The sequence below is a fragment of the Methylobacterium planeticum genome, from assembly GCF_008806345.1.
Lineage (GTDB): Bacteria > Pseudomonadota > Alphaproteobacteria > Rhizobiales > Beijerinckiaceae > Methylobacterium > Methylobacterium planeticum.
Window position 1 is genome coordinate 45,054 of sequence record NZ_VZZJ01000019.1, and the last position, 22,862, is coordinate 67,915.

The 22,862-nt window shown below is 67.7% G+C and carries 25 protein-coding genes and 1 tRNA gene; 20 read left to right on the top strand and 6 right to left on the bottom strand.

Annotation, left to right across the window (positions count from 1 at the left end; translation table 11 throughout):
* The first annotated feature begins 294 nt into the window (after positions 1–294).
* Together acnA and F6X51_RS19425 are read left to right on the top strand one after the other, a co-directional pair.
* The gene (gene acnA, locus F6X51_RS19420; RefSeq protein WP_150965326.1) at positions 295–2,994 is read left to right on the top strand and encodes an aconitate hydratase AcnA; all 2,700 of its coding nucleotides are present in this window, start codon (positions 295–297) and stop codon (positions 2,992–2,994) included.
* A gap of 162 nt (positions 2,995–3,156) precedes the next feature.
* Positions 3,157–3,837: a metal ABC transporter permease gene (locus F6X51_RS19425; protein WP_150965327.1), complete on the top strand. Its 681-nt coding sequence runs from the start codon at positions 3,157–3,159 to the stop codon at positions 3,835–3,837.
* Positions 3,838–3,934: 97 nt separating this feature from the next.
* Here F6X51_RS19425 and F6X51_RS19430 read toward each other — a convergent pair whose 3' ends face one another.
* Positions 3,935–5,053, bottom strand: a complete 1,119-nt coding sequence (locus F6X51_RS19430) for an AI-2E family transporter (protein WP_150965328.1) — start codon at positions 5,051–5,053, stop codon at positions 3,935–3,937.
* 473 nt (positions 5,054–5,526) lie between these two features.
* Between F6X51_RS19430 and F6X51_RS28040 the strand changes: the two genes are divergently transcribed.
* The 10 genes from F6X51_RS28040 (at position 5,527) to F6X51_RS19475 (ending at position 13,216) form a co-directional block, all read left to right on the top strand.
* On the top strand, positions 5,527–5,694 hold the full coding sequence (locus tag F6X51_RS28040) for a hypothetical protein (RefSeq protein ID WP_191970176.1): 168 nt from the start codon (positions 5,527–5,529) through the stop codon (positions 5,692–5,694).
* A gap of 229 nt (positions 5,695–5,923) precedes the next feature.
* Positions 5,924–6,235 carry an acyl carrier protein gene (locus F6X51_RS19435; RefSeq protein ID WP_150965329.1) on the top strand — a complete coding sequence of 104 codons (312 nt, stop codon included), beginning with the start codon at positions 5,924–5,926 and terminating at the stop codon, positions 6,233–6,235.
* Positions 6,236–6,260: 25 nt separating this feature from the next.
* Positions 6,261–6,737 (top strand): 3-hydroxyacyl-ACP dehydratase FabZ family protein, encoded by a 477-nt coding sequence (locus F6X51_RS19440; RefSeq protein ID WP_150965330.1) that lies wholly within the window; start codon positions 6,261–6,263, stop codon positions 6,735–6,737.
* A complete protein-coding gene (locus F6X51_RS19445; protein ID WP_150965331.1) occupies positions 6,734–7,864 on the top strand; it encodes a beta-ketoacyl-ACP synthase in 1,131 nt (376 codons plus the stop codon). Before F6X51_RS19440 ends, F6X51_RS19445 begins: the two co-directional genes overlap by 4 nt.
* A gap of 42 nt (positions 7,865–7,906) precedes the next feature.
* Positions 7,907–9,190: a beta-ketoacyl-ACP synthase gene (locus F6X51_RS19450; protein WP_150965332.1), complete on the top strand. Its 1,284-nt coding sequence runs from the start codon at positions 7,907–7,909 to the stop codon at positions 9,188–9,190.
* Positions 9,187–9,951 (top strand): SDR family NAD(P)-dependent oxidoreductase, encoded by a 765-nt coding sequence (locus F6X51_RS19455; protein WP_150965333.1) that lies wholly within the window; start codon positions 9,187–9,189, stop codon positions 9,949–9,951. The genes F6X51_RS19450 and F6X51_RS19455 overlap by 4 nt, the downstream gene beginning before the upstream one ends.
* A gap of 8 nt (positions 9,952–9,959) precedes the next feature.
* Positions 9,960–10,247 (top strand): SH3 domain-containing protein, encoded by a 288-nt coding sequence (locus F6X51_RS19460; protein ID WP_150965334.1) that lies wholly within the window; start codon positions 9,960–9,962, stop codon positions 10,245–10,247.
* 99 nt (positions 10,248–10,346) lie between these two features.
* On the top strand, positions 10,347–11,369 hold the full coding sequence (locus F6X51_RS19465; protein ID WP_150965335.1) for a zinc-binding dehydrogenase: 1,023 nt from the start codon (positions 10,347–10,349) through the stop codon (positions 11,367–11,369).
* A gap of 82 nt (positions 11,370–11,451) precedes the next feature.
* Positions 11,452–12,450 carry a lipid A biosynthesis lauroyl acyltransferase gene (locus F6X51_RS19470; RefSeq protein ID WP_150965336.1) on the top strand — a complete coding sequence of 333 codons (999 nt, stop codon included), beginning with the start codon at positions 11,452–11,454 and terminating at the stop codon, positions 12,448–12,450.
* 115 nt (positions 12,451–12,565) lie between these two features.
* Positions 12,566–13,216 (top strand): DUF1223 domain-containing protein, encoded by a 651-nt coding sequence (locus F6X51_RS19475; RefSeq protein ID WP_246696896.1) that lies wholly within the window; start codon positions 12,566–12,568, stop codon positions 13,214–13,216.
* Between the two features lie 42 nt (positions 13,217–13,258).
* Here the strand turns inward: F6X51_RS19475 and F6X51_RS19480 are convergent, their stop codons facing one another.
* The 3 genes from F6X51_RS19480 to F6X51_RS19490 form a co-directional block, all read right to left on the bottom strand.
* Complete coding sequence (locus F6X51_RS19480) at positions 13,259–14,533, bottom strand: aminopeptidase (protein ID WP_150965338.1); 1,275 nt, start codon at positions 14,531–14,533, stop codon at positions 13,259–13,261.
* Between the two features lie 78 nt (positions 14,534–14,611).
* Positions 14,612–14,905, bottom strand: a complete 294-nt coding sequence (locus F6X51_RS19485) for a DUF2218 domain-containing protein (RefSeq protein WP_150965339.1) — start codon at positions 14,903–14,905, stop codon at positions 14,612–14,614.
* Between the two features lie 464 nt (positions 14,906–15,369).
* Positions 15,370–16,809 (bottom strand): FAD-binding oxidoreductase, encoded by a 1,440-nt coding sequence (locus tag F6X51_RS19490; RefSeq protein ID WP_150965340.1) that lies wholly within the window; start codon positions 16,807–16,809, stop codon positions 15,370–15,372.
* 144 nt (positions 16,810–16,953) lie between these two features.
* On the opposite strand from F6X51_RS19490, the gene F6X51_RS19495 reads away from it, so the two are divergent.
* The 7 genes from F6X51_RS19495 (at position 16,954) to F6X51_RS19525 (ending at position 21,447) form a co-directional block, all read left to right on the top strand.
* Entirely contained in the window at positions 16,954–17,652 is a 699-nt protein-coding gene (locus F6X51_RS19495; protein WP_150965341.1) for a fumarylacetoacetate hydrolase family protein, read from the top strand.
* 8 nt (positions 17,653–17,660) lie between these two features.
* Complete coding sequence (locus tag F6X51_RS19500) at positions 17,661–18,125, top strand: NUDIX domain-containing protein (protein ID WP_150965342.1); 465 nt, start codon at positions 17,661–17,663, stop codon at positions 18,123–18,125.
* Positions 18,126–18,255: 130 nt separating this feature from the next.
* Positions 18,256–18,330: transfer RNA gene (locus F6X51_RS19505), tRNA-Gly, on the top strand.
* 197 nt (positions 18,331–18,527) lie between these two features.
* Entirely contained in the window at positions 18,528–18,710 is a 183-nt protein-coding gene (locus F6X51_RS19510) for a hypothetical protein (protein ID WP_150965343.1), read from the top strand.
* Entirely contained in the window at positions 18,707–19,051 is a 345-nt protein-coding gene (locus F6X51_RS28045) for a hypothetical protein (RefSeq protein ID WP_191970178.1), read from the top strand. Before F6X51_RS19510 ends, F6X51_RS28045 begins: the two co-directional genes overlap by 4 nt.
* Positions 19,052–19,140: 89 nt before the next feature.
* Positions 19,141–20,142: a methylamine utilization protein MauJ gene (mauJ, locus tag F6X51_RS19520; protein WP_150965344.1), complete on the top strand. Its 1,002-nt coding sequence runs from the start codon at positions 19,141–19,143 to the stop codon at positions 20,140–20,142.
* Between the two features lie 1,032 nt (positions 20,143–21,174).
* Positions 21,175–21,447 (top strand): YARHG domain-containing protein, encoded by a 273-nt coding sequence (locus F6X51_RS19525; protein ID WP_150965345.1) that lies wholly within the window; start codon positions 21,175–21,177, stop codon positions 21,445–21,447.
* A gap of 16 nt (positions 21,448–21,463) precedes the next feature.
* On the opposite strand, the gene F6X51_RS28050 is transcribed toward F6X51_RS19525, so the two are convergent.
* Positions 21,464–21,640, bottom strand: coding sequence for a hypothetical protein (locus tag F6X51_RS28050; protein WP_191970179.1), 177 nt, complete (start codon positions 21,638–21,640; stop codon positions 21,464–21,466).
* Positions 21,641–21,782: 142 nt separating this feature from the next.
* On the opposite strand from F6X51_RS28050, the gene F6X51_RS19530 reads away from it, so the two are divergent.
* The gene (locus F6X51_RS19530) at positions 21,783–22,046 is read left to right on the top strand and encodes a hypothetical protein (RefSeq protein WP_246696897.1); all 264 of its coding nucleotides are present in this window, start codon (positions 21,783–21,785) and stop codon (positions 22,044–22,046) included.
* A 453-nt stretch (positions 22,047–22,499) separates the two neighbouring features.
* Here the strand turns inward: F6X51_RS19530 and F6X51_RS28055 are convergent, their stop codons facing one another.
* Positions 22,500–22,817, bottom strand: a complete 318-nt coding sequence (locus tag F6X51_RS28055) for a hypothetical protein (RefSeq protein ID WP_191970180.1) — start codon at positions 22,815–22,817, stop codon at positions 22,500–22,502.
* Positions 22,818–22,862: the final 45 nt, after the last annotated feature.

Below are 22,862 nucleotides of genomic sequence, written 5' to 3' on the forward strand. Positions count from 1 at the left end.
ATACGGCGCGGCGGCGGCAGCGTCTACGCGGGCCGGACCCGCGTCCCGAGACGGACACCGGCGCGCGGCTGTCACCGCCACCCCGTAGCGGCGAGTTTCGAACTGTTCTATACGGGCCTCAGGCTGCGCCGCGCGACCCATCGGGCGTCCAATTCGCCCCTCGCGCATCATCCTGCCCGGGCACCCCCGGGGCGGCGCGCGCCGGCAACGGCGCGAGATCAGCCGAACACGAGTTTCGTGGCGCAGGTTATGCCTGCGCGTGTTCGACAAACGCCAGCGAGGATCAGACTAGCCGTGGCATCGCTCGACAGCTTCAAGTCCCGCCAGACCCTCACGGTCGGGGACAAGACCTACACCTACTACGCCATCCCGGAGGCCGAGAAGAACGGCCTCTCCGATGCGACGGCCCTGCCGTTCTCCATGAAGGTGATCCTGGAGAACCTGCTGCGCTACGAGGACGACCGCTCGGTCAGGAAGGGCGACATCGATGCCACCGTCGCCTGGCTCGGCAACCGCGGCAAGACCGAGACCGAGATCGCCTTCCGGCCCTCGCGCGTGCTGATGCAGGACTTCACCGGCGTGCCGGCGGTCGTCGATCTCGCGGCCATGCGCGACGCCATGGTGGCGCTCGGCGGCGACCCTCAGAAGATCAACCCGCTGGTGCCCGTCGACCTCGTGATCGACCACTCGGTGATCGTCGACGAGTTCGGCACCCCGAAGGCGCTCGCCGACAACGTGGCCCTCGAATACGAGCGCAACGGCGAGCGCTACACCTTCCTGAAATGGGGCCAGTCGGCGTTCGACAACTTCTCGGTGGTGCCGCCCGGCACCGGCATCTGCCACCAGGTCAATCTCGAATACCTGTCGCAGACGGTGTGGACGCGCAGCGAGGACGGCTCCGAGATCGCCTATCCGGACAGCCTCGTCGGCACCGATTCGCACACCACCATGGTGAACGGCCTCGCGGTGCTGGGCTGGGGCGTCGGCGGCATCGAGGCCGAGGCCGCGATGCTCGGCCAGCCGCTCTCGATGCTGATCCCCGAGGTCGTCGGGTTCAAACTGTCGGGCAAGCTGCCCGAGGGCACGACCGCCACGGATCTCGTGCTCACCGTCACCCAGATGCTGCGCAAGAAGGGCGTGGTGGGCAAGTTCGTGGAGTTCTACGGCCCCGGCCTCGACGACATGGCGGTCGCCGACCGTGCCACGATCTCGAACATGGCCCCGGAATACGGCGCGACCTGCGGCTTCTTCCCGGTCGACCAGAAGACCATCGACTTCCTGACGGTCACCGGCCGCGCGGACGACCGGATCGCCCTCGTCGAGGCCTACGCCAAGGCGCAGGGCATGTGGCGCGACGCGCAGACACCGGACCCCGTCTTCACCGACACCCTCGAGCTCGACATGGGCGACGTGCGCCCGTCCCTCGCCGGGCCCAAGCGTCCGCAGGACCGGGTGCTCCTGGACGGTGCCAAGCCCGGCTTCGCGCAATCGATGGAGACCGAGTTCCGCAAGGCCGCCGACATCGCCAAGCGCTACCCGGTCGAGGGCGCGAACTTCGACATCGGCCACGGCGACGTGGTGATCGCCGCGATCACGAGCTGCACCAACACCTCGAACCCGAGCGTGATGATCGGTGCGGGCCTGCTCGCGCGCAATGCGGTGGCCAGGGGGCTGCGCTCGAAGCCCTGGGTGAAGACCTCCCTGGCGCCCGGCTCCCAGGTGGTGGCCGAGTATCTGGAGAGCGCCGGCCTGCAGAAGCCCCTCGACGCGCTCGGGTTCAATCTCGTCGGCTTCGGCTGCACGACCTGCATCGGCAATTCGGGTCCGCTTCCGGCGCCGATCTCGAAGGCCATCAACGACAACGACGTGGTGGCGGCGGCCGTGCTTTCCGGCAACCGCAACTTCGAGGGCCGGGTGAACCCGGACGTGCGGGCGAACTATCTCGCCTCGCCGCCCCTCGTCGTCGCCTACGCGCTGGCCGGCTCGATGCAGATCGACATCACCACGGAGCCGCTGGGCACGGGCTCGGACGGCAAGCCCGTCTACCTCGCCGACATCTGGCCCTCCTCCGGTGAGGTCCAGGAGTTCATCGAGCGCAACATCACCTCGCAGCTCTTCAAATCGCGCTACGCCGACGTCTTCGGCGGCGATCATTACTGGAAGGCCGTCGAGGTGACGGAGGCCGAGACCTTCGCGTGGGATTCGACCTCCACCTACGTGCAGAACCCGCCCTATTTCGAGGGCATGCAGAAGGAGCCGGCGCCCGTCACCGACGTGGTCGACGCCCGCATCCTCGGGCTCTTCCTCGACTCGATCACCACCGACCACATCTCGCCCGCCGGCAACATCCGGGCGGCCTCGCCGGCCGGCGCCTACCTGCAATCGCACCAGGTTCGGGTGCAGGACTTCAACCAGTACGGCACCCGCCGCGGCAACCACGAAGTCATGATGCGGGGCACCTTCGCCAACATCCGCATCAAGAACCAGATGGTCCGCGACGAGAGCGGAAACGTGGTCGAGGGTGGCTGGACCCTGTTCCAGCCCTCCGGCGAGCGAATGTACATCTACGACGCCGCGCAGAAATACGCGGAGGCCGGCACGCCGCTGGTCGTCTTCGCCGGCAAGGAATACGGCACCGGCTCGTCGCGCGACTGGGCGGCCAAGGGCACGAAGCTCCTCGGCGTCCGCGCCGTGGTGGCGGAGAGCTTCGAGCGCATCCACCGCTCGAACCTCGTCGGCATGGGCGTGGTGCCGCTGGTCTTCCAGGGCGACACGAGCTGGGATTCCCTCGGCCTCAAGGGCGACGAGACCGTCACGATCAGGGGTCTCGCCGGTGAGCTCAAGCCGCGCCAGACGCTGATCGCCGAGATCACCTCGGCGGACGGTTCGAAGCAGGAGGTGCCGCTGACCTGCCGCATCGATACCCTCGACGAGCTGGAATACTTCCGCAACGGCGGCATCCTGCCCTACGTGCTGCGCTCCCTCGCGGCTTGAGGGCGGTTCGCCCGTCACGACACAGAACGGCCGCGCCCTGCGCGGCCGTTCTGCTTTCTAAGGGCTCCGTAAGAAGGTTGCGCATCAACTTCTTGCGCGCAACCCTGGTTCGAAGCCCCGCGCGCGCCATCTCCCCAGTGGGTTCAACCTGGGAGATCCCCCATGACACGCATCACGACCTTCGCCGTTGCCGGCTTGCTGGCCCTGACGGGGGCCGCCTCGGCGGCCCCGCAACTCGAGCGCGTGCGCGGCACGATCGACAGCGCCGACGCGAATTCGGTGACGATCACGACGAACGAGGGCAAGTCCGAGACGGTGCAGATCGGCGGCGCCAAGTTCGTCTGGGTGCAGAAGTCGAGCCTCGACAACATCAAGGACGGCGTCTTCATCGGCACCGCCACGAAGGGCGAGAACCCGATGACGGCCCTCGAAGTCGTGATCTTCCCCGATTCGATGCGCGGAACCGGCGAGGGCCATTACGCCTGGGATGCCATCACCGACCATACTGCGGCCGGCGGCGCCAAGGTGAAGAGCGCCATGACCAACGGCACCGTGAAGTCGGAGCCCTCGGCCGGCCCGAAGGTGAAGAGCGCGATGACGAACGGCACGGTCGCCAGGAGCAGCGGTGCGTCGGGCGAGAAGATGCTCACCGTCACCTACGACAAGGAGGGCTCGAAGCAGATCGCGGTCCCGCCGCAGGCCCCGATCGTCGCCTTCGAACCCGCCGACAAGGCGATCCTCAAGCCGGGCTCCAAGATCTTCGCCGTGGTGGCCAAGGACGGCGACAAGCTCGACGGTAAGATGCTCGCTGTCGGCAAGGACGGCCTGACCCCGCCCATGTGAGGCTCGCCGATGAAAGCCCGGCCCTCGGAACTCCGATCCATCTGAAGAGCCGCATCACCCGTCGGGCCGGGCGCGGTTGCGCGCCCGGCCCGATCGCTCACGCGGTCTCGGCGGGCCGATCACCGGCCGAAGTCTCGGTGAATTCCCGCCAGAGCAGCACGAGCGCCGCCATCACGGCGGGCCCGAGGAACAATCCGAGGAGCCCGAAGGTCTCGACGCCCCCGAGGATGCCGAGCAGCACCCAGAGGAACGGGAGCCGCGTGGTCCCGCCGATCAGGACCGGGCGCACGAAATGGTCGGCCACGAAGGTGACGACGAACCCCGCGGCCACGACGACGATCGCGGGCACCACCGATCCGGCCGCCAGCAGGATCAGGGCGGCGATCCCGAAGATCAGCGGCGCACCGAACGGAATCATCGCCGCGACCGCCGTGAGCGCACCGAGCAGAACGGGGTGGGGGACGCCGGCGAAGTAGTAGACGATGCCGAGGATCACGCCCTCGCCGAGGCCGACCAGCACGAGGCCGTCGACGGTGCCGTGGACGGAGGCCACCATCTGCCGCGCGACGCGTTCGCCGCGGGGGCCGAACAGTCGGTTGCAGGCGATGAGGACCTGGCTCGCCACCGCGCGCCCGTCCCGGAACAGGAAGAACAGGGCGACGAGGGTGAAGCCGAACAGCACGCTCCGGCGCACGACCTCGCGGCCGAGATTGCGCGACAGGCCGATCACCGAGGCGTTGTCCAGCCGGTGCAGCAACTCGGTTCCGGCCTCCGGATGGCTCAGGGTCTCGGTCCACCACGCCGTGGCCTGGGCCGCACCGAAGGGAAGGTGCCGCAGGACGTCCGGCGCCGGGATGCCGTTGGTCTCGGCCGAGCGCACGAAATCGAGGACATCATGCGCCTCGCGCGCCGCCTGCACGCCGAGCACCACCAGTGGTGCGAGGAACACCAGCGCGACGAGGAGCGTCGCGAGTGCCGGCAGCAGGATGTTGTGGCCGCCCGGCGGCCAGCGCCGCTCGGCCCGGGCGTAGAGCGGCCCGAGCGCGATGGCGAGGATCACCGCCCAGACGAGCGCGGGCAGGAACCCGTGCAGGATCCAGATCCCGAGCGCCGAGAGGGCCAGCACCAGGGCAACACGCGCGGTTCCCTGCGAGCGGGCCTGCGGTCCGCTGTCGGCCGGCCTGGGATCGTTCGCCGCGCGCAATGTCCGATCCATCACTCAAGCGTCTCCGAGGGGCGCCGCGCGACACTCCGCCGGCCCCGTACGGAAGCCATGTAGGGCGGAGCCTCTCCCCGCAAGGCCGCGCCTCACCCGCGGCCGGCGCTGCGGCACAGGCGCGAATCCTGCCGCCTTCGACGACGAAGCCGGCACTTTCTGCCGGCACGCCCGAGCCGGGCGTCGCGACTTCCTCGATAACGTCTTGACCCGAATATTGTTTTTCGCCCGCGCACATCAGCATGATCCCTGCTTGCAAGGCTTGGAAGCCTGCGCCCTGCCGTCTGGGACTTGCCGATACTGAGGTCATCACGATGTCCGTTGCATCCACCTCCGCAACCTCGTCCATCGCGTCCCTGTCCCGAACAGCGCGCCCCGGCAAGGCGGAGGCCGCACCGGCTCAGAGCGAGGCGGCTGCGAGCAAGGCTGTCTCCGATTTCCGCGACTTCATGAAACTCTCGCCGATACAGCGCATGCGCGCGAATATCCTGGCGAAGATGGACCTCACGGAGGACAGCCTGACGGCGCTGGATACCGAGGCCCGCCAGAAGATCGAGGAGCAGATCAAGGCACAGATCAAGGAGGCCGTCACCGGCAGCGCCGGGCAGAAGACCGGCCTCTTGACCGATATGAAGGCCTGATCGCGGCCGGACCGCGGAGAGTAGGGGCGGAGCCCGCGAGCGCCGATCCGCCCCCGGAGACCGGACATGGTTGCCGGGCCGGACCCCCTCGTGTAGAGGTCGCCGCCAATGGAGGGGCCGCCGCGCGGTCCCCTGATGCGCGCATGATCCCGGGGGGCGCCGGGCCGCTTGCGCCCGGCGCGGGGTGTGTTCCCGCCCGGCGACGACTTCAGGAACACGGCGAGAACGCATGTCTGACCAGCCCATCACCGGCACGAGCGCGACCTTCGACCGGGTTGCCGACATCATCGCGGACACCGCCGACATCCCGCGCGACAAGATCACCCCCGAGAGCCACGCCATCGACGATCTCGGCATCGATTCGCTGGCCTTCCTCGACATCGCCTTCGCGGTCGACAAGGCCTTCGGCATCAAGCTGCCGCTGGAGCGTTGGACCCAGGAAGTGAACGAGGGCAAGGTCCCGGCCGAGGAGTACTTCGTTCTGAAGAACCTCTGCGCCCGGATCGACACCCTGGTGGCCGAGAAGGCCGCCAAGGCCTGATCCTGCCCGGAATCGACCCCGCCCCATGCGCCTCGAATATTTCGAGATGATCGATCAGGTCGTGCATCTCGATCGGGCCGCGGGCCGGATCGAGGCGCTGGCCGTGGTGCCCGAGGCGAGTCCGGTCTTCGAGGGGCACTTCCCCGGCCATCCGCTGGTTCCGGGCGTGCTTCTGACCGAGACCATGGCGCAGGCCTCCGGTTACCTCGTCCTGGCCCATCTCGGATTTGCCCAGATGCCGTTCCTGATGGCGGTCGACAAGGCGCGCTTCCGCTCCTTCGTGGGCCCCGGTGCGACCCTCAATGTCGAGGCGAGCCTGGAGCATGACGGCTCGGGCTACGCCGTGACCAAGGCGACGATCCGGCACGCCGGCAAGCTCCTGGCCGATGCCGAGCTGCGCTTCCGGACCATGCCGTTCCCCGACGGGCTCGACGCGCCGATGCGCGAGCGGGCCCGCAAGATCGGGTTGCCGATGGAGGATGCGGCCGGGGTGGCGCCGTGAGCGGCCGCGCCGTCGTCGTCACCGGCATCGGCCTCGTCTCCTGTGCGGGCGAGGGGCTGGACGCGCATCTGGCGGCGCTGGATGCCGGCGCGCCCGCCCGCACGGATGCCGAGACCTACGCACCCTATCCGGTCCATCCGGCCCCCGCGCTCGCCTGGGATGGGCAGATCCCGAAGAAGTCCGACCAGCGCCAGATGGAGCTTTGGCAGCGACTCGGCGTCTACGCGGCGGGGCTCGCCCTCGATTCCGCAGGGGTCAAGGACGATGCCGCCTTCAAGGGAAACCTCCACCTCGTCGTCGCGGCGGGCGGGGGTGAGCGCGATTACGCGGTCGACGGCGCGATCCTGACGGGGTTGCGTGACGCGGCCGACCCGGGCGCCTACCTCAACGAGCGCCTGCAGAACGACCTGCGCCCGACCCTGTTCCTGGCGCAGCTCTCCAACCTTCTGGCCGGCAACATCGCGATCGTGCACGGCGTCACGGGGGCCTCGCGGACCTTCATGGGCGAGGAGGCGGCCGGGGTCGACGCCCTGCGGATCGCCCAGGCACGCATCGCCTCGAACCAGATCGACGCGATGCTGGTCGGCGGTTCCTACAGCGCCGAGCGGCCGGACGTCATGGTCATCCACGAGATGGGCGGCTTCCTGCACACGCCCGCGTTCCAGCCCGTCTTCGCGCGGGAAGGCGAGGGGGGTTTCATCCTGGGCAGCTGCGCGGCCTTCCTGGTGCTGGAGGCGGAGGATGCCGCGCGCGCCCGGGGCGCACGGGCCTATGCCCGCCTCGGTCCGGTGGCGAGCGATCGCACCAGGCGCGCGCCGGGCAGCGTCGGCGCGAGCCTCGCCGCCCTGTGGCACCAGGCTGGCCTCGCGCATCCGGCAACCGTGATCTCGGGGGCGACGGGCGTCGCGCCGATCACCGCCGAGGAACAAGCGAGCCTGCATCAACTTGCGCCGGACGCGACCGTGACGGCCCTCGGCGATATCGTCGGCCATGGTCTCGAGGTCGCCGCGCCCTTCGGAGCCGCCCTCGCAGCCGGCCTCGTGGCCGAGACCGGCCTTGCGGAGGTCGCCGTCACCACGGTCGGCCACCGGCGCGGCGAGGGCGTGCTTCGGCTGAGCGCGGCTTGAGGCGGCAGGGCGGCTGACGCGGAACCAGTGTAAGACGGCGCCATGACACGAGATTCGCACCGCGACGCCCAAGGACGGCGCCTCGTCGCCGTCACGGGCGTCGGCATCGTCACGTCCCTCGGCCAGGGCCAGGACGAGAACTGGATAGCCCTGACCGCCGGGCGCTCCGGCATCCACGGCATCGCGCGCTTCCCCACGGACGGACTGCGCACCACCATCGCGGGCACCGTCGATTTCCTCGCCGCCGAGCCGATGGTCGCCCCGGCCCTGTCCGAGCGTTTCGCCGCCACCGCCGCGGAGGAAGCGGTCGCCCAGGCCCGGATCGGCCGGGCGGGCGACTTCCCGGGGGCGCTGTTTATCGCCGTGCCGCCGGTCGAGATGGAATGGCCCCAGCGCCAGGCACTCGCGGAGGCCTCGGGCGGGAACGAGGCCGTGACCTATGCGGGGCTGCAGCGGGCCGCCGCGACCCGCCGCTTCGACCTCTGGCACGACCTCTTCATCTTCGGCACCGTGGCGGACCGCATCGCCGACCGCTTCGGCACCAAGGGCTCGCCGATCTCGCTCTCGACCGCCTGCTCGTCCGGTGCCACCGCGATCCAGCTCGGCGTCGAGGCGATCCGGCGCGGCGAGATGACGGCCGCGCTCTGCATCGGCACCGACGGATCGGTGAACCCCGAATCCCTGATCCGGTTCTCGCTCCTCTCCGCCCTCTCGACCCAGAACGCGGTGCCGGAGACGGCCTCGAAGCCGTTCTCGAAGAACCGCGACGGCTTCGTCATGGGGGAGGGCGCCGCGGCCCTGGTGCTGGAGGATTCCGAGGCGGCGGCTGCCCGCGGCGCCACCATCCTGGGTTACGTGCTCGGCTGCGGCGAGAAGGGCGACGGCTTCCATCGCACCCGCTCGAGCCCCGACGGCGCGCCGATCATCGCGGCGATCCGCGCCGCCCTCGACGATGCGGGGGTCGGGCCTGACGGCATCGACACCATCAACGCGCACGGGACCTCGACGCCGGAGAACGACAAGATGGAGGCTCTCGGCTGCATGGCGGTCTTCGGCGAGCGGATGGGACAGCTTCCGATTTCCTCCAACAAGTCGATGATCGGCCACACCCTGACGGCGGCCGGCGCCATCGAGGCCGTGGTCTCGCTCCTGACGATCCGCCACGGCCGCATCCCGCCGACGATCAACTACGCGGTGCCCGACCCGGTGATCCCCCTCGACGTCGTGGCGAGCGCCCGCGACGAGCGCGTGGAGCGGGTCTTGTCGAACTCCTTCGGGTTCGGCGGGCAGAACACGTGCCTGGTCCTGGGCTCCGAACCCGCATGAGCACCTCCTCCCACGGCCGCGTCCTCGTCACCGGGGGCGCCTCGGGCCTCGGCGCCGCCATCGTGCGGGCGCTCTGCGGGGCCGGCCACGACGTCGCCTTCACCTACCGGTCCTCGGCCGGCAAGGCGGAGGCGCTGATCGCCGAGCTCGCCGCCGCCCATCCGGACCGGCAGGTGACGAGCCATGCCCTCGACCTCGCCGATCGCGCCGCCCTCACGACCTTCTGCGAGGAACTCGAGAGCGAGACCTGGCACGGCCTCGTGCACAATGCCGGGCAATCCTACGACGCGCTCGCCGCGATGCTGTCTCAGGACCGGGCCGAGGCGGCGATGCAGGTCAATTTCTGGTCGCTGACCCAGATCGCCAAGGCGATGGTGCGCGGCATGATCCGGGCGCGCAGCGGACGTATCGTGGCGATCGGCTCGGTGGCGGCCCTCCAGGCCAACCCGGGCAACGCCGCCTACGCGGCGAGCAAGGGCGCGCTGATCGCCTATTGCCGGACGCTCGCGGTCGAGACGGCCAAGCGCGGCGTCACCGTCAACGTGATCGCGCCGGGCTTCATCGACACCGAGATGATGGCGCCCTACGCCGCTCACCGGGAGGGCATGGAGCGCCAGATCCCGGCCGGCCGCTTCGCCGAGCCGGACGAGGTGGCGGCGCTCGCCGCCTTCCTGATGGGGAGGACGGCCGCCTACGTCACCGGCGCGGTCCTTCCCGTCGATGGCGGCCTCACCGCCATGATGGGCGTGCACCGCTCCTGAGGCCGACGATGCGACCTTGCCTCCCGCACGTCTCGATCGTGCTGCTTCTCGCCCTCGCCGGGCCGGCCCGCGCCGAACCCGAGCCCTTCCGGGTCGACGGGCTGCCGCGCGGCGAAGCCCTCAGCATCCGCGAGGAACCGGATGCCGGCGCGGCCGTGATCGGCGAGATCCCGGCCGGGCGCCGGCTGCTCGGCTTCGGATGCACCAACGACACCCCGAGCCGCACCACCTGGTGCCGGGTCAAGTTCGGCCGCTCCCTGGGCTGGGCCCGGCGTCGCTACCTCGCGCCGGAGTGATCCGCGGGTTGATGCGCGGGGGCGCCCTGTTATGACGGCCGGCACATTCGCCCGCCCGCGAGGGGCGGGCACGCGTCCTTGCCGCCACAGGAACAGCTCATGCAAGCCCTCCAGCTCTTCGGCGACCGCGACCTGCGCCTGAGCGAGGTCGAGGCGCCGCCCCCGCCCGGGCCCGGCGAGGTGCGGGTGCGGGTGCGGGCGGTCGGGCTCAACTTCATCGACGTCTGGGGCTTCCGCGGCATGGCCTTCGCCAAGCGCAAGCTGCCGCTCACCGTCGGAGCGGAGGCGGCGGGCGAGATCGCGCAGGTGGGTGAGGGCGTCGAGGGCTTCGCCGCCGGCGACCCGGTCGTGATGTACGGGGCCCAGACCTGCGGCCATTGCCGGGCCTGCCGCGAGGGGCGCGACAACCTCTGCGAGGAGGTCGCCGGCGTGATGGGCTTCCACATCGACGGCTTCGCGCGCGAGTTCGTGACCTTGCCGGCGCGCCTCGTGGTGCCCGTCCCGAACGGCGTCAGCTTCACGGACGCCGCCTGCGCGCCGATCGCCTTCGGCACGGTCCAGCACATGCTGTTCGACAACGCGCGCCTGGAGCCCGGCGAGAGCATCCTGGTCCATGCCGGCGGCTCCGGGATCGGCACCGCCGCGATCAAGATGGCGAAGGCCATCGGCTGCACGGTCTTCACCACGGTCGGGGACGACGAGAAGGGTGCCAAGGCCGCCGCCCTCGGGGCCGACCACGTCATCAACTACCGCGACGAGCGCTTCGAGGGCGAGGTGCGACGCCTCACCAGGCGCAAGGGTGTCGACGTCGTGTTCGAGCATGTCGGGCCCGACACCTGGAACGGATCGCTCCTCTGTCTCAAGCGCGGCGGGCGCCTCGTGACCTGCGGCTCGACCTCCGGCGTCTCGACCACGATGAACCTGATGCAGCTATTCCAGCAACAGTACCGCATCACCGGATCGTTCGGCTGCTCGATTCGCAACATCCGTGATTCGCTGGGCAAGATGGCGGGCGGATTGGTGCCGGTCGTCGACACGGTTTATCCATTGGCCGACTTCGCGAAAGGCCTCGAGCGGCTCGAATCCCGCAAGGTTTTCGGCAAGATCCTCGTAGCGCTCTGAGGCCATCTCCCCACTGGAGCTGAAATGTTCTAAGCGGGTACACATCCCGCGTTGCCGAGACGCCGCCTGCCAGAGAATCCCGTTGCTGCGCCTCGCCCTGATCCTCAGACGAAACCTGCCCCGGATGCTGGGCTTCGCCATGATCCCGTTGATCCGCGGGCTCTTCCTCCTGGCCCGTGCGCTCGGGCCTGAGCGCGCGAGCGATCTCGGCGGCGCCCTGTTCCGGACCCTCGGGCCTCGGCTTCCGGCCCATCGGACCGCCATCGCGAACCTGCGGGCCGCCTTCCCCGAACGGGATCGGGCGGAGATCCAGGCGCTGGCCCGCGAGGCCTGGGACAATCTCGGCCGTACGGGGGCGGAATACGCCCACCTCGCCACCCTCTTCGATTACGATCCCGCCATCGCCACGACCCAGCGCATGGAGGTGGAGGGGATCGACCACTTCTTCGCCCTGCGCGACGACGGCCGGCCGGGCCTCGTCTTCTCGGCCCACCTCGCCAATTGGGAATTGCCCGCGATCTGCGCCGCGAAATTCGGGCTGGAGACCACCGCGGTGTTCCGGCCCCCGAACAACCCGGCCGCCGCCCGCCTCGTTCAGGAGGTGCGTCGCGAGACCATGGGGGGCCTCGCCGCCGCCGGACCCGGCGCGGCCTTCGCCATGCAGGGCGTGGTGGAGCGGGGCGGCCATCTCGGCCAGCTCATCGACCAGCACTTCACCCGCGGCGTCGTGGTGGAGTTCTTCGGCCAGCCCTGCCTCGGCAATCCGCTGCTTGCCAAGCTCGCCCGCCACTACGATTGCCCCGTCCACGGCGCCCGGGTCATCCGGCGGCCCGGCGCGCGCTTCCGCCTGGAGCTGACCCCGCCGCTCGATCTGCCGCGGGATGCCACCGGCGCCATCGACGTGCAGGGCGCCATGCAGGCGATGACCCGGGAGGTCGAGGCCTGGGTGCGGGAGAATCCGGGACAGTGGCTCTGGATGCACCGGCGCTGGCGCCCCGCGATGCTGCCGAAGCCCAAGGTCGATGGTGACGCAGCTCATGCCAACGTGAAGTCCGTTGCGCCCGACCGTGCGTTCACATGAGATGAGACCCGATGCGCCTCGGCCGCGCCCCCGTCTCGCGGCGCTCCTGATCGGCGTGGGGTCGGCGCTCCTTCCGCCCGCGGGGCCAGCGCTCGCGGCCGAGCCGTTGCGGGCCGTGGTGGAACTCTTCACGAGCCAGGGCTGCGCCGTCTGCCCCCCGGCCGACCAGATGCTCGGTGAACTGGCGCGACGCCCGGGCATCCTGGCCCTGACCTTGCCGGTGACCTACTGGGACTATCTCGGCTGGAAGGACACCCTGGCCCTGCCGCCATTCAGCGAGCGGCAGCGGGCCTATGCCAGCGCCCATGGCGAGCGCCAGCTCTACACGCCGCAGGCCGTCATCAACGGCGGCGCCATCGTGGTCGCCTCCGACCGGCCGAACGTCGAGCGGATCCTGCGCGAGACCCGGGCACTCAACACCTTGCGGGTGCCCGTGGCGAGCGAGGAGCACGGCGAGCGCATCATCGTGGAGATCGGGGCCGATGCCGACCCGGGCGCCAAGGGCGACGTCTGGCTGATTCCGGTCCTGCGCCATCGGCCGGTCTCGGTCGAGCGCGGCGAGAACAAGGGCCGGGTCGTCGTCTACGTCAACGTCGCGCGCGGTCTCCAGCGACTCGGCCCCTGGACCGGCCAGCCCGCGCAGTTCGAGGTGCCCCGCAGCACCACGCGGGTCGGCGAGGCCGATACCTACGTCATCGTGGTCCAGGGCGCCTCCGGCGGCCGCCCCGGCCGGATCTGGGGCGCCGCCAAGGGACCGGGCCTCTGAACCGCGCGCGGACCGCCTCCGTCAGAGGCGGCGTGCGGAGCCTCAGACCCACTCGCCCCCACGCATCACCGGCACGGCGCGGCCATCCGGCGTGAGGCCGTCGACGTCGATCTGGTCCGAACCGATCATCCAATCGATGTGGATCAGGCTGCGGTTGGCGCCGCGCTCGGCGAGGTCGGCCTCGCTGAAATCCGCGCCGCCGTTGCGGAAGCACTTGCTGTAGGCTTGGCCGAGGGCGATGTGGCTCGCGGCGTTCTCGTCGTAGAGGGTGTTGTAGAACAGGAGCCCCGAGGCCGAGATTGCCGAGGAGGCCGGCACCAGGGCGACCTCGCCGAGGCGGCGGGCACCCGCATCGGTGTCGAGGACGCGGGCCAGCACGTCGGCGCCCGCGCGCGCCGCGGATTCGACGATCCGCCCGCCCTCGAAGCGCACCCGGATGCCGTCGATCAGGGTGCCCTGGTAGGAGAGGGGCTTCGTGCTGGTCACGTGCCCGTCGACCCGCGCCTTATGGGGCGTGGTGAACACCTCCTCGGTCGGGATGTTCGCGTTGCAGAGGATGCCGGACCGGGAGGTCGAGGCCCCGCCGCACCATTCATGGTCGTCGGCGAGCCCCACGGTCAGGTCTGTGCCGGGGCCGCGGAAGCGGAGCGCCGCGAACCGATGCTCGTTGAGCCAGACGGTGCGGGTGGCGAGATCCGCGTTGTGGCGCTCCCACGCCGCGACCGGATCGGGCCCATCGACCCGGGAGGCGGCGAAGATCGCGTCCCAGAGCCTCGTCACCGCCTCGTTTTCGGGCAGGTCCGGGAAGACCGTGCGGGCCCAGGGGGGCGTTGCCGCCGAGACGATGGTCCAGTTGGTCGCGAAGTTGGCGATGAGTTCGAGGGCCGGCACGTAAGCCTTGGAGCGGGCCCGATTGGCCCGCGCAACCTTGTCCGAATCCTGGCCTGCCAGGAGCGAGGGATCGTCGCCGCTGATCGCGAGCCGGGCCGCACCGCTGCGGAAGGCATCGGCCATGCCGCCGTAGAGCCAGCCGGCCGCCGTGTCGAAGGCGGCCTCCGGTGCGTGAGCGAAGCGGGCGAGCGTCGCGGCATCGTCCGCGTACAGGGTCGTCACCAGGGACGCGCCGGCCTTGTAGGCCTGCTCCGTGATCGCCCGGGCGAGCGGCACCGCGTCGAGGGGCGCCGTCATCACGAGTTCCTGCCCGGGGCGAAGGTTCAATCCGACCCGCACCGCGACTTCGGCCAGACGGTCGAGGCGCTCCGTGAAGGGCGCCCCCGACGGGGTGCCGGCGGCCTTCGGGTTCTGGGGAGCCGTCATGGGTGGCAGGTCCTCGCGCTGTCCGTGCCGATCTCAAGCCTCAAGATCAGGGGCAAGATCGGTGCGAGTTCGGCCGATTCAAGCGGCACGCGACCAAGTGATCTCGCCGAGGTTCTCCCGGAAGGCGAAGCGCATCAGATGATCGGAGACCACATTCTCGAGGCGGGTCAGGCCAGCCGGGTCCGCCGTGACGACGCGCATCAGCAGCGCATCGGGTTCGGCCTCGAAAGTGCAGACCCGGTCCTCGCCGAACGGCACCGTGCCGTGCTCCGCCGTGCTCTCGACCGGGAATTTATGGCTCCAGTGGCGGCAGAGCTGCTGCAGGTAGCGGCTGGCCTCGGCGGTCTGTACGCGGGCCTGTGAGGTGGGCATGGATTCGTCTCCTTGTCTCGATCACGCGTGCGATTCGTCGGAGCTGCGGCTCATGCGGACGGCGTGCCATCCACCCCGTTGGGGCAGGGCGCGACCGCAGATCCCGAGAATTTCGCGAAAGCCGTTAAGGTCTCGATAACGCACCGACCTGCGCCCCTCACCCGAAATTCCGATCGCTCCGTCGCGCCGGAGGCTGGGTTCGCCCCGGCTACCCGTGCGCGATAAGGTTCCCATCCTGACCGGTATTTGTGCGCCGCACAATAGCTGCCCCGGCAAAGGATCACGGCATCCCAAGGGGTCGTTCGCCCGACGGACCGGCAAGATCACCTCTGCCTCCGGCACGATCCTCGAAATCGTGATCGCCTCGAAATCGTGATCGCGCCGACACCGCTCGGATTAACGCTCCCGGGGCCGATTGCGTTGCATCGCACCAGCCTCCGAGGCTCGTGAGCGGCCGTGGGTCGTCAGGACGTTCGAGACTCGTCGCTCACCACCTTGCCGGGGTTCAGGAGGTTGGCCGGATCGAGGGCGGCTTTCAGGCGGCGCATCAGGTCGAGGCCGACAGGGTCCCCATAATGCTGCAGCGCGTCGCGCTTGATCAGGCCGATGCCGTGTTCCGCCGCGATCGAGCCGTTCAGACGCGCGACGCTGTCGTGGACGATGCGGTTGAAGCGGCCCCATTCCGCCAGGAAGGCTGCCCGGTCCATGCCCAGAGGCTGGCTCAGGTTGAAATGGATGTTGCCGTCGCCGAAATGCCCGAAGGCGCAGGGGCGCAGACCTGGCATCGCGGCGCGGCAGGCGGCTTCCGCCTCCTCCAGGAAGTCCGGCAGGCGAGCGAGGGGCACCGAGACGTCGTGCTTGATCGAGGCGCCCTCGTGCCGCTGCGCCTCCGGCAGTCCCTCGCGGAGCGCCCAGAGGGCGGCGTTTTGCGCCTCGCTCGCCCCGATCGTCGCGTCCTCGACGATCCCCGCCGCGAGGGCGTCGGCGAGGGCCGCCTCGAGGGCCGCCCCCATCCCGTCCCCGGGCCGGGGGCTCGAGAACTCGACGAGGGCGTAGGTGTCGTGGGCTGCGGCGAGGGGGCGGACGGCGCCCGGCATATGCGCCAGGACGATGTCGAGGCCGAAGCGCGGCATCACCTCGAAGGCGGTGAGGCCCGGGCCGACCACGCGCCGCATCGTTTCGAACAGGGCGAGGGCGGCGCGCGGCGAGGCGAGCCCGACGAAGCCGACCGCCCGCGAGAGCGGCTTCGGGAACAGCTTCAGGGTCGCGGCCGTGATGATCCCGAGGGTGCCCTCGGACCCGACGAAGAGATGCTTGAGGTCGTAGCCGGCATTGTTCTTCCGCAGCCCCTTCAGCCCGTTCCAGATCCGGCCATCGGCGAGCACCACCTCGAGGCCGAGCACGAGGTCGCGGGCATTGCCATAGGCGAGGACGGCGGTGCCGCCCGCGTTGGTGGCGAGGTTGCCGCCGATGCTGCAGGAGCCCTCCGAGGCAAGGGAGAGCGGGAACAGGAGGCTTGCCGCCGCCGCCGCCGCCTGCACCTCGGCGAGGATCGCACCGGCCTCGATCGTGAGCGTCGCGCCGACAGGGTCAAGGTCGCGGATGCGGGACAGGCGCGCGAGGGAGAGCACGATGCCGCCGCGCGGCACCCCGCCGCCGACGAGGCCGGTATTGCCACCCTGCGCCACGATCGGCACCCCCGCCGCGGCGCAGGTCCCGACCGTGAAGGCGACCTCGGCGGTGTCGGCCGGCCGCACCAGGGCGCAGGCCGTGCCGCGATAGAGGCCGCGGGTCTCGACCAAGTGGGGCGCGAGGGCCTCCGCCTCGGTGAGCACCTGCGCCGGACCCAGGCGCCCGCGCAGGGCCGCCAGCACGGCGTCGGAGATCGGGGCGGGCTCGGTCATGATCGTCCGGGGATATCAGCGCCGCGCAAGGGGTGGGATGGCGCCGACCGTCGCATCCGCTAGATACCAGACAGACCGGACCTTTGCAGGGCGGCGCGCCCGGCCGGCGCGGCGCCCCACCGGTCGAGGCCACGAGGCAACGCCATGCTCTCCGTCATCCCGAACCCGCCGCGCGTCGCGCTGCCGATCGTCGGCAGCGCGGACCTGTTCCCCGTCCGCCGCCTGTACTGCGTGGGGCGCAACTACGCCGCCCATGCCCGAGAGATGGGCGCCGATCCCGAGCGCGAGCCGCCCTTCTTCTTCATGAAGCCCGCCGACGCCCTGCAGATCGCGGGCGGGGCGGACCCGGTGCCCCATCCCTATCCGCCGCGCACGCGGAACTACCATTTCGAGGTCGAGCTGGTGGCGGCCCTGGGCACGGGCGGACGCGACATTCCCGTCGCGTCCGCCCTCGACCACGTCTACGGCTACGCGGTCGGCCTCGACATGACCCGGCGCGACCTGCAGGACGAGGCCAAGCGCATGGCGCGCCCCTGGGACCTCGGCAAGGCGGCCGATGCCTCGGCGCCGATCGGCCCGCTGCACCCTGTGAGCCGGATCGGGCACCCGGACCGCGGGCTGATCGGGCTCTCGGTCGACGGAGCGCCGCGCCAGAAGGGCGACCTCTCCGAGATGATCTGGTCGGTGGCCGAGCAGATCGCCTACCTGTCGGCCTATTTCGAGCTGCAGCCGGGCGACCTCTTGTTCACCGGCACCCCTTCCGGCGTCGGCCCGGTCCAGCGCGGGGAGACGATGGTGGCGAGCATCGCAGGGCTCGGCGAGATCGCGCTCGCGGTGGTCTGATCGCCCGGATGCTCCTCGATCGGCCGCTGCTGCGGCGCCTTTTCCATCTCGGTGCCCTAGCTACGCGCGGCATGACGCTCGGGGTGCGCGGCGCCGCGATCGACGCGCAGGGTCGCGTCTGCCTCGTGCGGCACACCTACGTGACGGGCTGGCACCTGCCCGGCGGCGGCATCGAGCCCGGCGAGGCCGCCCCCGACGCCATGATGCGCGAGTTCCGCGAGGAGGCGGAGATCCTGCCGACGGCGGGATTGCGCCTGCACGGCTTCTACCGGAATGCCGCCGCGGCCGGCCGCGACCACGTCGCCCTCTACGTCGCCCCCGCCTTCACAATCCTGGGGCGCAAGGCGCCCGACCGCGAGATCGCGGAATGCGGCTTCTTCCCCTGCGACGCCCTGCCGGAGGAGACCACGCGGGCGACCCGCGCCCGTCTCGACGAGATCCGCGACGGGCTCCCGCCGGCCGCTCTCTGGTGAGGCGGAGCGGGCGCGCCGCCCAGGCGGAAACCCTCAAACTCAGCGCTTGCAACCTCCGGCGGAATGGTGTTTAGAGATCGCCGTCCGGGGCCGCCGGGGCCGACAGCCTCGCAACGGCGCCGCTGTGAGAGCGGGTGTAGCTCAGGGGTAGAGCACAACCTTGCCAAGGTTGGGGTCGAGGGTTCGAATCCCTTCGCCCGCTCCAATTTTCCCAACCGACTGAATGACTTAGAGGCCGCCTTCGGGCGGCCTTAGTCGTTTCTGGGAACGCGCGGAAGCAGGGCGGAAGCAACAGAACCGCGAGTTTGGCGGCCTTGTCGCGACAGCATGCCGCGCCAAATGCTGGCTCGCTGGTGAGCGCGGTTGCGCACCGAACGCTTGCGGGGAGAGGGGGGCCTGATCGTGAACCAACGCACTCAGATGCTGATCGCCGGCGCGGCGATCTGCGCTCTCGCTACAGCTGCCGTGCTGCTGATCCTGGAGCCCGACGACCCGAAGGTAGCGCTGGGCGACACCGCTGCCGCTGCGCTGTTCGCCTCAATCATCGTGCTCGGGAAGATCCGCCGGGATCAATGGGAGCGATGACCCCCGCCATTCTCACTGAGACGCTAAGCGCCAGGATTTTCGCCATCGAGGGCGCGCTCGGACTCATCCGGCAACGGCAGGACGTTCACACGCAGGGCCGCAACGTTCGCGCCTACCTGATGGACGTGCTTGATCTCGTGCGACGCGATCCTGGTATCGATGCAGCGGTTGATGACCTGCACCGCAGTGTCTGCGCCTTTGTAGAGGCTGAACCAGCCGAGGGTGGCGTGGAGGCAAGGCGGTTAAGGCTGCTCGACGACGCTCACTCTCGTCTCCTCGATCGGCTGAGGGCTGCGGGCATCAAGATTGCGCCATCAGGCGGCAAAGACGGGATAGGCTGAGGATGGCCGTTGTTACGGAGCACCTGAAGGCGAAGGGCTATCTGAAGTAAGCAAATTCTCTGTGCGCGGTGAATAGTGAGCTGATAACTATGGTGGCATCGAAGCGATGGGTGGTTGCTTATAGCATTGACGCCACTGCAGGGCTTTATGACGAGCTTGAAAGTCTGAACTACACTCATCCTCGCGGAAAATTCAGCATAACTTTGAAAGAGAAAAGCGATCTTATGCTCGAAGAAGAGCATATGATAGCTTTTTTAATATTGAGCAGCCATACGATTGTATCAGCGCATGAAGCTGCAGATGATTATCTGCAAGAATGGATCAATCATCTCTGCTTTGTAACATGTGGTTCTTTCCGTCGGCGAAGAAAGATCTTTGTATTAGATTGGTCGGACGGGATTAAAGAACGGGAAAGTCTGATATGGACCGATGCGCTAAATGGGCCGTATATTGGATTTTTGAATGCTGAAATATTGAAATCGATTGAAGCACTTCAAGCAGTCGAATTAACTACACCGCAACGTAGTGCGTTACGCTGGTTTTCTGCTGGCCTCAGAGCCGAAATAGAAGAGGATCAATTTCAGTATTTCTGGTTTTGCCTGGAAATATCTGCGACATCTAGAAAAAATAAAATGAAAGTCACAGACAAGTGCCAGTTCTGCAGCGGGGATCTTAAGTGCTCTCAATGCGACAAAGTCTCGACTCACCGCCCATTTGCCAAGCAAGATATACAAAATTGGCTCAGAGAAATGCAAGTTGAAGATGATATAATAGCGTGTCTTTTTAAAACTCGAAATACGCTGCTTCACGGCGAAGATCGTGATGGCGTTGAGTCGGCAATAAGAGAACAACAACCGGACTTTGTTTTTGAGCAAGCGGTGAATTTGATCGGGAAGATTGCTTGGACGTCGCTATTGCGGTCCATTGACGGATCTGTTCGCATTCAGGATCTATATCTAGTCGGCAAGGACGATTTTGTGCGGCGAGTAGTGCGCGGGCAAGCGCAAGTTTTTGTAGGCACTCCCATTAGCGAACATGATCCCCAAATCGAACAAATAATTTTGCCTAAGATTTCTTTGGTAAAGAAATAAATGTATTCGCCTAGTATGCAGCTTCAAATCACGGGTGCCGCGCCAAGTGGGCCACCCTCGACAACCGCGCATGGCCGGATACATTTCCTGGCTGGGATCCCGCCTTGCTCGGTGTGAGTTTTGTGGCCTATGGGTCAGGCAAATCAGAAACGACTTCGTCATCGCGATCTAAGATCGGGTCGGCTAAAATGTGTCTACTGTGGCAGTCGCTCGGCCGACACGGTGGATCACATGCCGCCAATTGGAGCCTTTACATCACGGCGACGCCCAAACGAGCTAGAGTTTCCCGCATGTGAAGGCTGCAATGCCGCAACACGCGATGTGGACAATATAATTTCATGGTTGTCTCGTTTGCAGATGACCCGCGAGCCAGCGAACGACCGCGAGTTTGTGGAATTGACTGGCGTAATCTCCAGAAACTATCCAGAGGTATTCACATCCATTAAGGAACCAAAGCAAGTTGAATCGATTTGTCTGCCGTCAGGGCTAATTGTTCCTGCGAATTTCTCGCAGTTTGAATTTGATGAGTATCTAGGCGTTGTATTGAAGCTGTTCGGACTAAAGTTCGCGCTCGCGATGCATTGGTTAGGAACCCGGAAAGCACCCACAGCAGACGATCGAATACTGGTGTGGCCGGTCGGGAGCGGGTCGTTCGCCGCTGAGGAGACGCCAAAACAGCTTCTGAGAATGCTCCCGGAGACGAGAGCCTTGCAGCAGGGGCGAAAGATATTCAGTGGGCAATTTGTTTTTACAAGTCATTTCGAAGAAAGCAAGAACGGGAGTGTTCATTTCTGCGCATTCCGAGATAGCTTTGGGATATTTGCTTCATTCAATCCACTGCCGGATGATAATCTATCTGATACAGATGCCGAAGCAGTAGATAGTCTTTGCTTCAGACCATCCGATCTGTATCGATCGTATCCTTTTGGGCTGCCTCGGCTAACGCAAGAACAGCTTGATAGACGAGAGGCCTGGAAACGAACTCGGCCAGTGTGGCCTCGACAGCCAGGGTTCATAAGGTAAGTTCGCGCCATGCGCACCACCCTGCTCGCCCTCGCTCTCTGCCCCACCATCCTGGCGCCCACGCCGGCCGGCGCGGCTCCGCTGTGCGACGAGCTCTGGGGCGAGCGGAATGCTGTCTACGCCGAAGCCGGCTACTGCTTCCGCACGCCGCGCGGGATCCGCGCCTTCGGCAACGCCGGCTGCCGCTTCGACGACATTCGCGACGTTCCTCTCTCAGCTCGCGACCGGCAGAAGGTGTCGGCCATCGTGCGTGAGGAGCAGCGGAGCGGGTGTCGGGAGTGAGATCCGGCTCGCCTGCTCAAGCCCTATTGCCCTGGCTCCAATCGCGCCCTGAGCGTGACCAGAGGCCGTAGACGACGAGCGCGGCCACCATGCCGAACGCCAGGATCTTCAGACCCTCAGAGGTCAGGTGCTCGGTCGAGACGGCTTCGGCGCTTGGCGTCCAGCGCAGCACCGAGCGGGTGACCGCGGCCATGATGGCCACGTAGAGGGCAAGCGCGCACGCAGTGTGAAGCCAACGGGGCATGGGGCACTTTTATCAGCCCTGGTCGAATCTTGGTGCTGCGCTATGGCCACAGCGGGCCACTCCGGCTTCTTGCTGTCGCAACGACAAAGGCATGGCAGCGTCGCTTTCTTCTCGGATGGCAACCGCATGCCGAACGCACTATATCGCTCTCATGACTGAAACCGACCCGAGACTTCATCCATACTCCCTCGAGATCCTGCTGCCCAAGGCCGATGGCGGCTCCTATCAATGGGCCATTCGGAAGAATGGTAAACTGGCGCAGCGCTCTGACCGCAGCCTTCACAGCGAAGACAAAGCTCGTGAGAACGGATTAGCTCAGATCGAGAAGCTGCTGTCCGGCGTGGGCGATCGGTAACTCGCGCACCGCCACCATGACCCGCCTCAGCCCGCCCAGTTCGCCGCGGCGGGCTTTTTCAGGCCGGCCTGTCACATTCGTAAAGGCCCAGCGTCGAGAACCGGGCGATGGTCATTGCGCTGGGTGCCCACCTGGCCCGGTCCCGTTGGCGTTCTTTCCCCCCGGTTGTCCGCGGCGGAATCGGTCTCCGAGACCTACTCAGCCCCGCAGCCCCAGCTCGCGGGGCATTTTCGTGCACCTCGCACTAGACATTTGCAAGCGCTCCGCAGCCCGACGCGACGGAACATGCCTTAGCCGGTCTTCACACCCGGCGCGGTCCTGCTGGTTTCGTCATTCCCCCGATCGTAGCCAGCAGGGCGGACTCCCACGAACCACTCCACCCCACAGCCTCACGGCTCGCGGGGCTCTTCCTTGCTAGCAGTCAGCGCCATGCTCGATCGGCGCGCGGCGTTCTCAGAAGAAGCGGCGCCTGCCGAATTCAGCGTCGTAGCCGCGGCTTCTCCCATAGCCATAATTATGATGGCGATTGTGACCACCAAAGTGCCGACCGTAGCCACCACCATAGCCGCCGCGGCGGTAGCCGTGTCCGTAATGCCCGCGGTGGCCATACCCACGACCATAGCCGCCACCGTATCCGTACCGAGCGAGGTCGATGCTGGTTGCGGCCTCAGGTACGGCTGCTACTCCGATCTGCGCCGCTGAAGCTGGTGCGGACGTCAGGAACAGACCGGCGGCAAGCAGGCTCGCCGCGAACGTGATCTGTTTTTGCATAGGGCTTCTCCTCGTGGATGCGCCGCCTTTGAACCTGACGCGAGC

Coding starts and splice junctions, on each gene's coding strand:
- F6X51_RS19425 (WP_150965327.1), top strand. CDS start 3,157: ATGACACGCATCACGACCTTCGCCGTTGCCGGCTTGCTGGCCCTGACG.
- mauJ (WP_150965344.1), top strand. CDS start 19,141: ATGGTGGCATCGAAGCGATGGGTGGTTGCTTATAGCATTGACGCCACT.
- F6X51_RS19495 (WP_150965341.1), top strand. CDS start 16,954: ATGCTCTCCGTCATCCCGAACCCGCCGCGCGTCGCGCTGCCGATCGTC.
- F6X51_RS19440 (WP_150965330.1), top strand. CDS start 6,261: ATGCGCCTCGAATATTTCGAGATGATCGATCAGGTCGTGCATCTCGAT.
- F6X51_RS28050 (WP_191970179.1), bottom strand. CDS start 21,640: ATGGCCGCGGTCACCCGCTCGGTGCTGCGCTGGACGCCAAGCGCCGAA.
- F6X51_RS28055 (WP_191970180.1), bottom strand. CDS start 22,817: ATGCAAAAACAGATCACGTTCGCGGCGAGCCTGCTTGCCGCCGGTCTG.
- F6X51_RS19430 (WP_150965328.1), bottom strand. CDS start 5,053: ATGGATCGGACATTGCGCGCGGCGAACGATCCCAGGCCGGCCGACAGC.
- F6X51_RS19450 (WP_150965332.1), top strand. CDS start 7,907: ATGACACGAGATTCGCACCGCGACGCCCAAGGACGGCGCCTCGTCGCC.
- F6X51_RS19480 (WP_150965338.1), bottom strand. CDS start 14,533: ATGACGGCTCCCCAGAACCCGAAGGCCGCCGGCACCCCGTCGGGGGCG.
- F6X51_RS19485 (WP_150965339.1), bottom strand. CDS start 14,905: ATGCCCACCTCACAGGCCCGCGTACAGACCGCCGAGGCCAGCCGCTAC.
- F6X51_RS19525 (WP_150965345.1), top strand. CDS start 21,175: ATGCGCACCACCCTGCTCGCCCTCGCTCTCTGCCCCACCATCCTGGCG.
- F6X51_RS19530 (WP_246696897.1), top strand. CDS start 21,783: ATGGCAGCGTCGCTTTCTTCTCGGATGGCAACCGCATGCCGAACGCAC.
- F6X51_RS19465 (WP_150965335.1), top strand. CDS start 10,347: ATGCAAGCCCTCCAGCTCTTCGGCGACCGCGACCTGCGCCTGAGCGAG.
- F6X51_RS19435 (WP_150965329.1), top strand. CDS start 5,924: ATGTCTGACCAGCCCATCACCGGCACGAGCGCGACCTTCGACCGGGTT.
- F6X51_RS28040 (WP_191970176.1), top strand. CDS start 5,527: ATGCGCGCGAATATCCTGGCGAAGATGGACCTCACGGAGGACAGCCTG.
- F6X51_RS19455 (WP_150965333.1), top strand. CDS start 9,187: ATGAGCACCTCCTCCCACGGCCGCGTCCTCGTCACCGGGGGCGCCTCG.
- F6X51_RS19490 (WP_150965340.1), bottom strand. CDS start 16,809: ATGACCGAGCCCGCCCCGATCTCCGACGCCGTGCTGGCGGCCCTGCGC.
- F6X51_RS19460 (WP_150965334.1), top strand. CDS start 9,960: ATGCGACCTTGCCTCCCGCACGTCTCGATCGTGCTGCTTCTCGCCCTC.
- F6X51_RS19500 (WP_150965342.1), top strand. CDS start 17,661: ATGCTCCTCGATCGGCCGCTGCTGCGGCGCCTTTTCCATCTCGGTGCC.
- F6X51_RS28045 (WP_191970178.1), top strand. CDS start 18,707: ATGACCCCCGCCATTCTCACTGAGACGCTAAGCGCCAGGATTTTCGCC.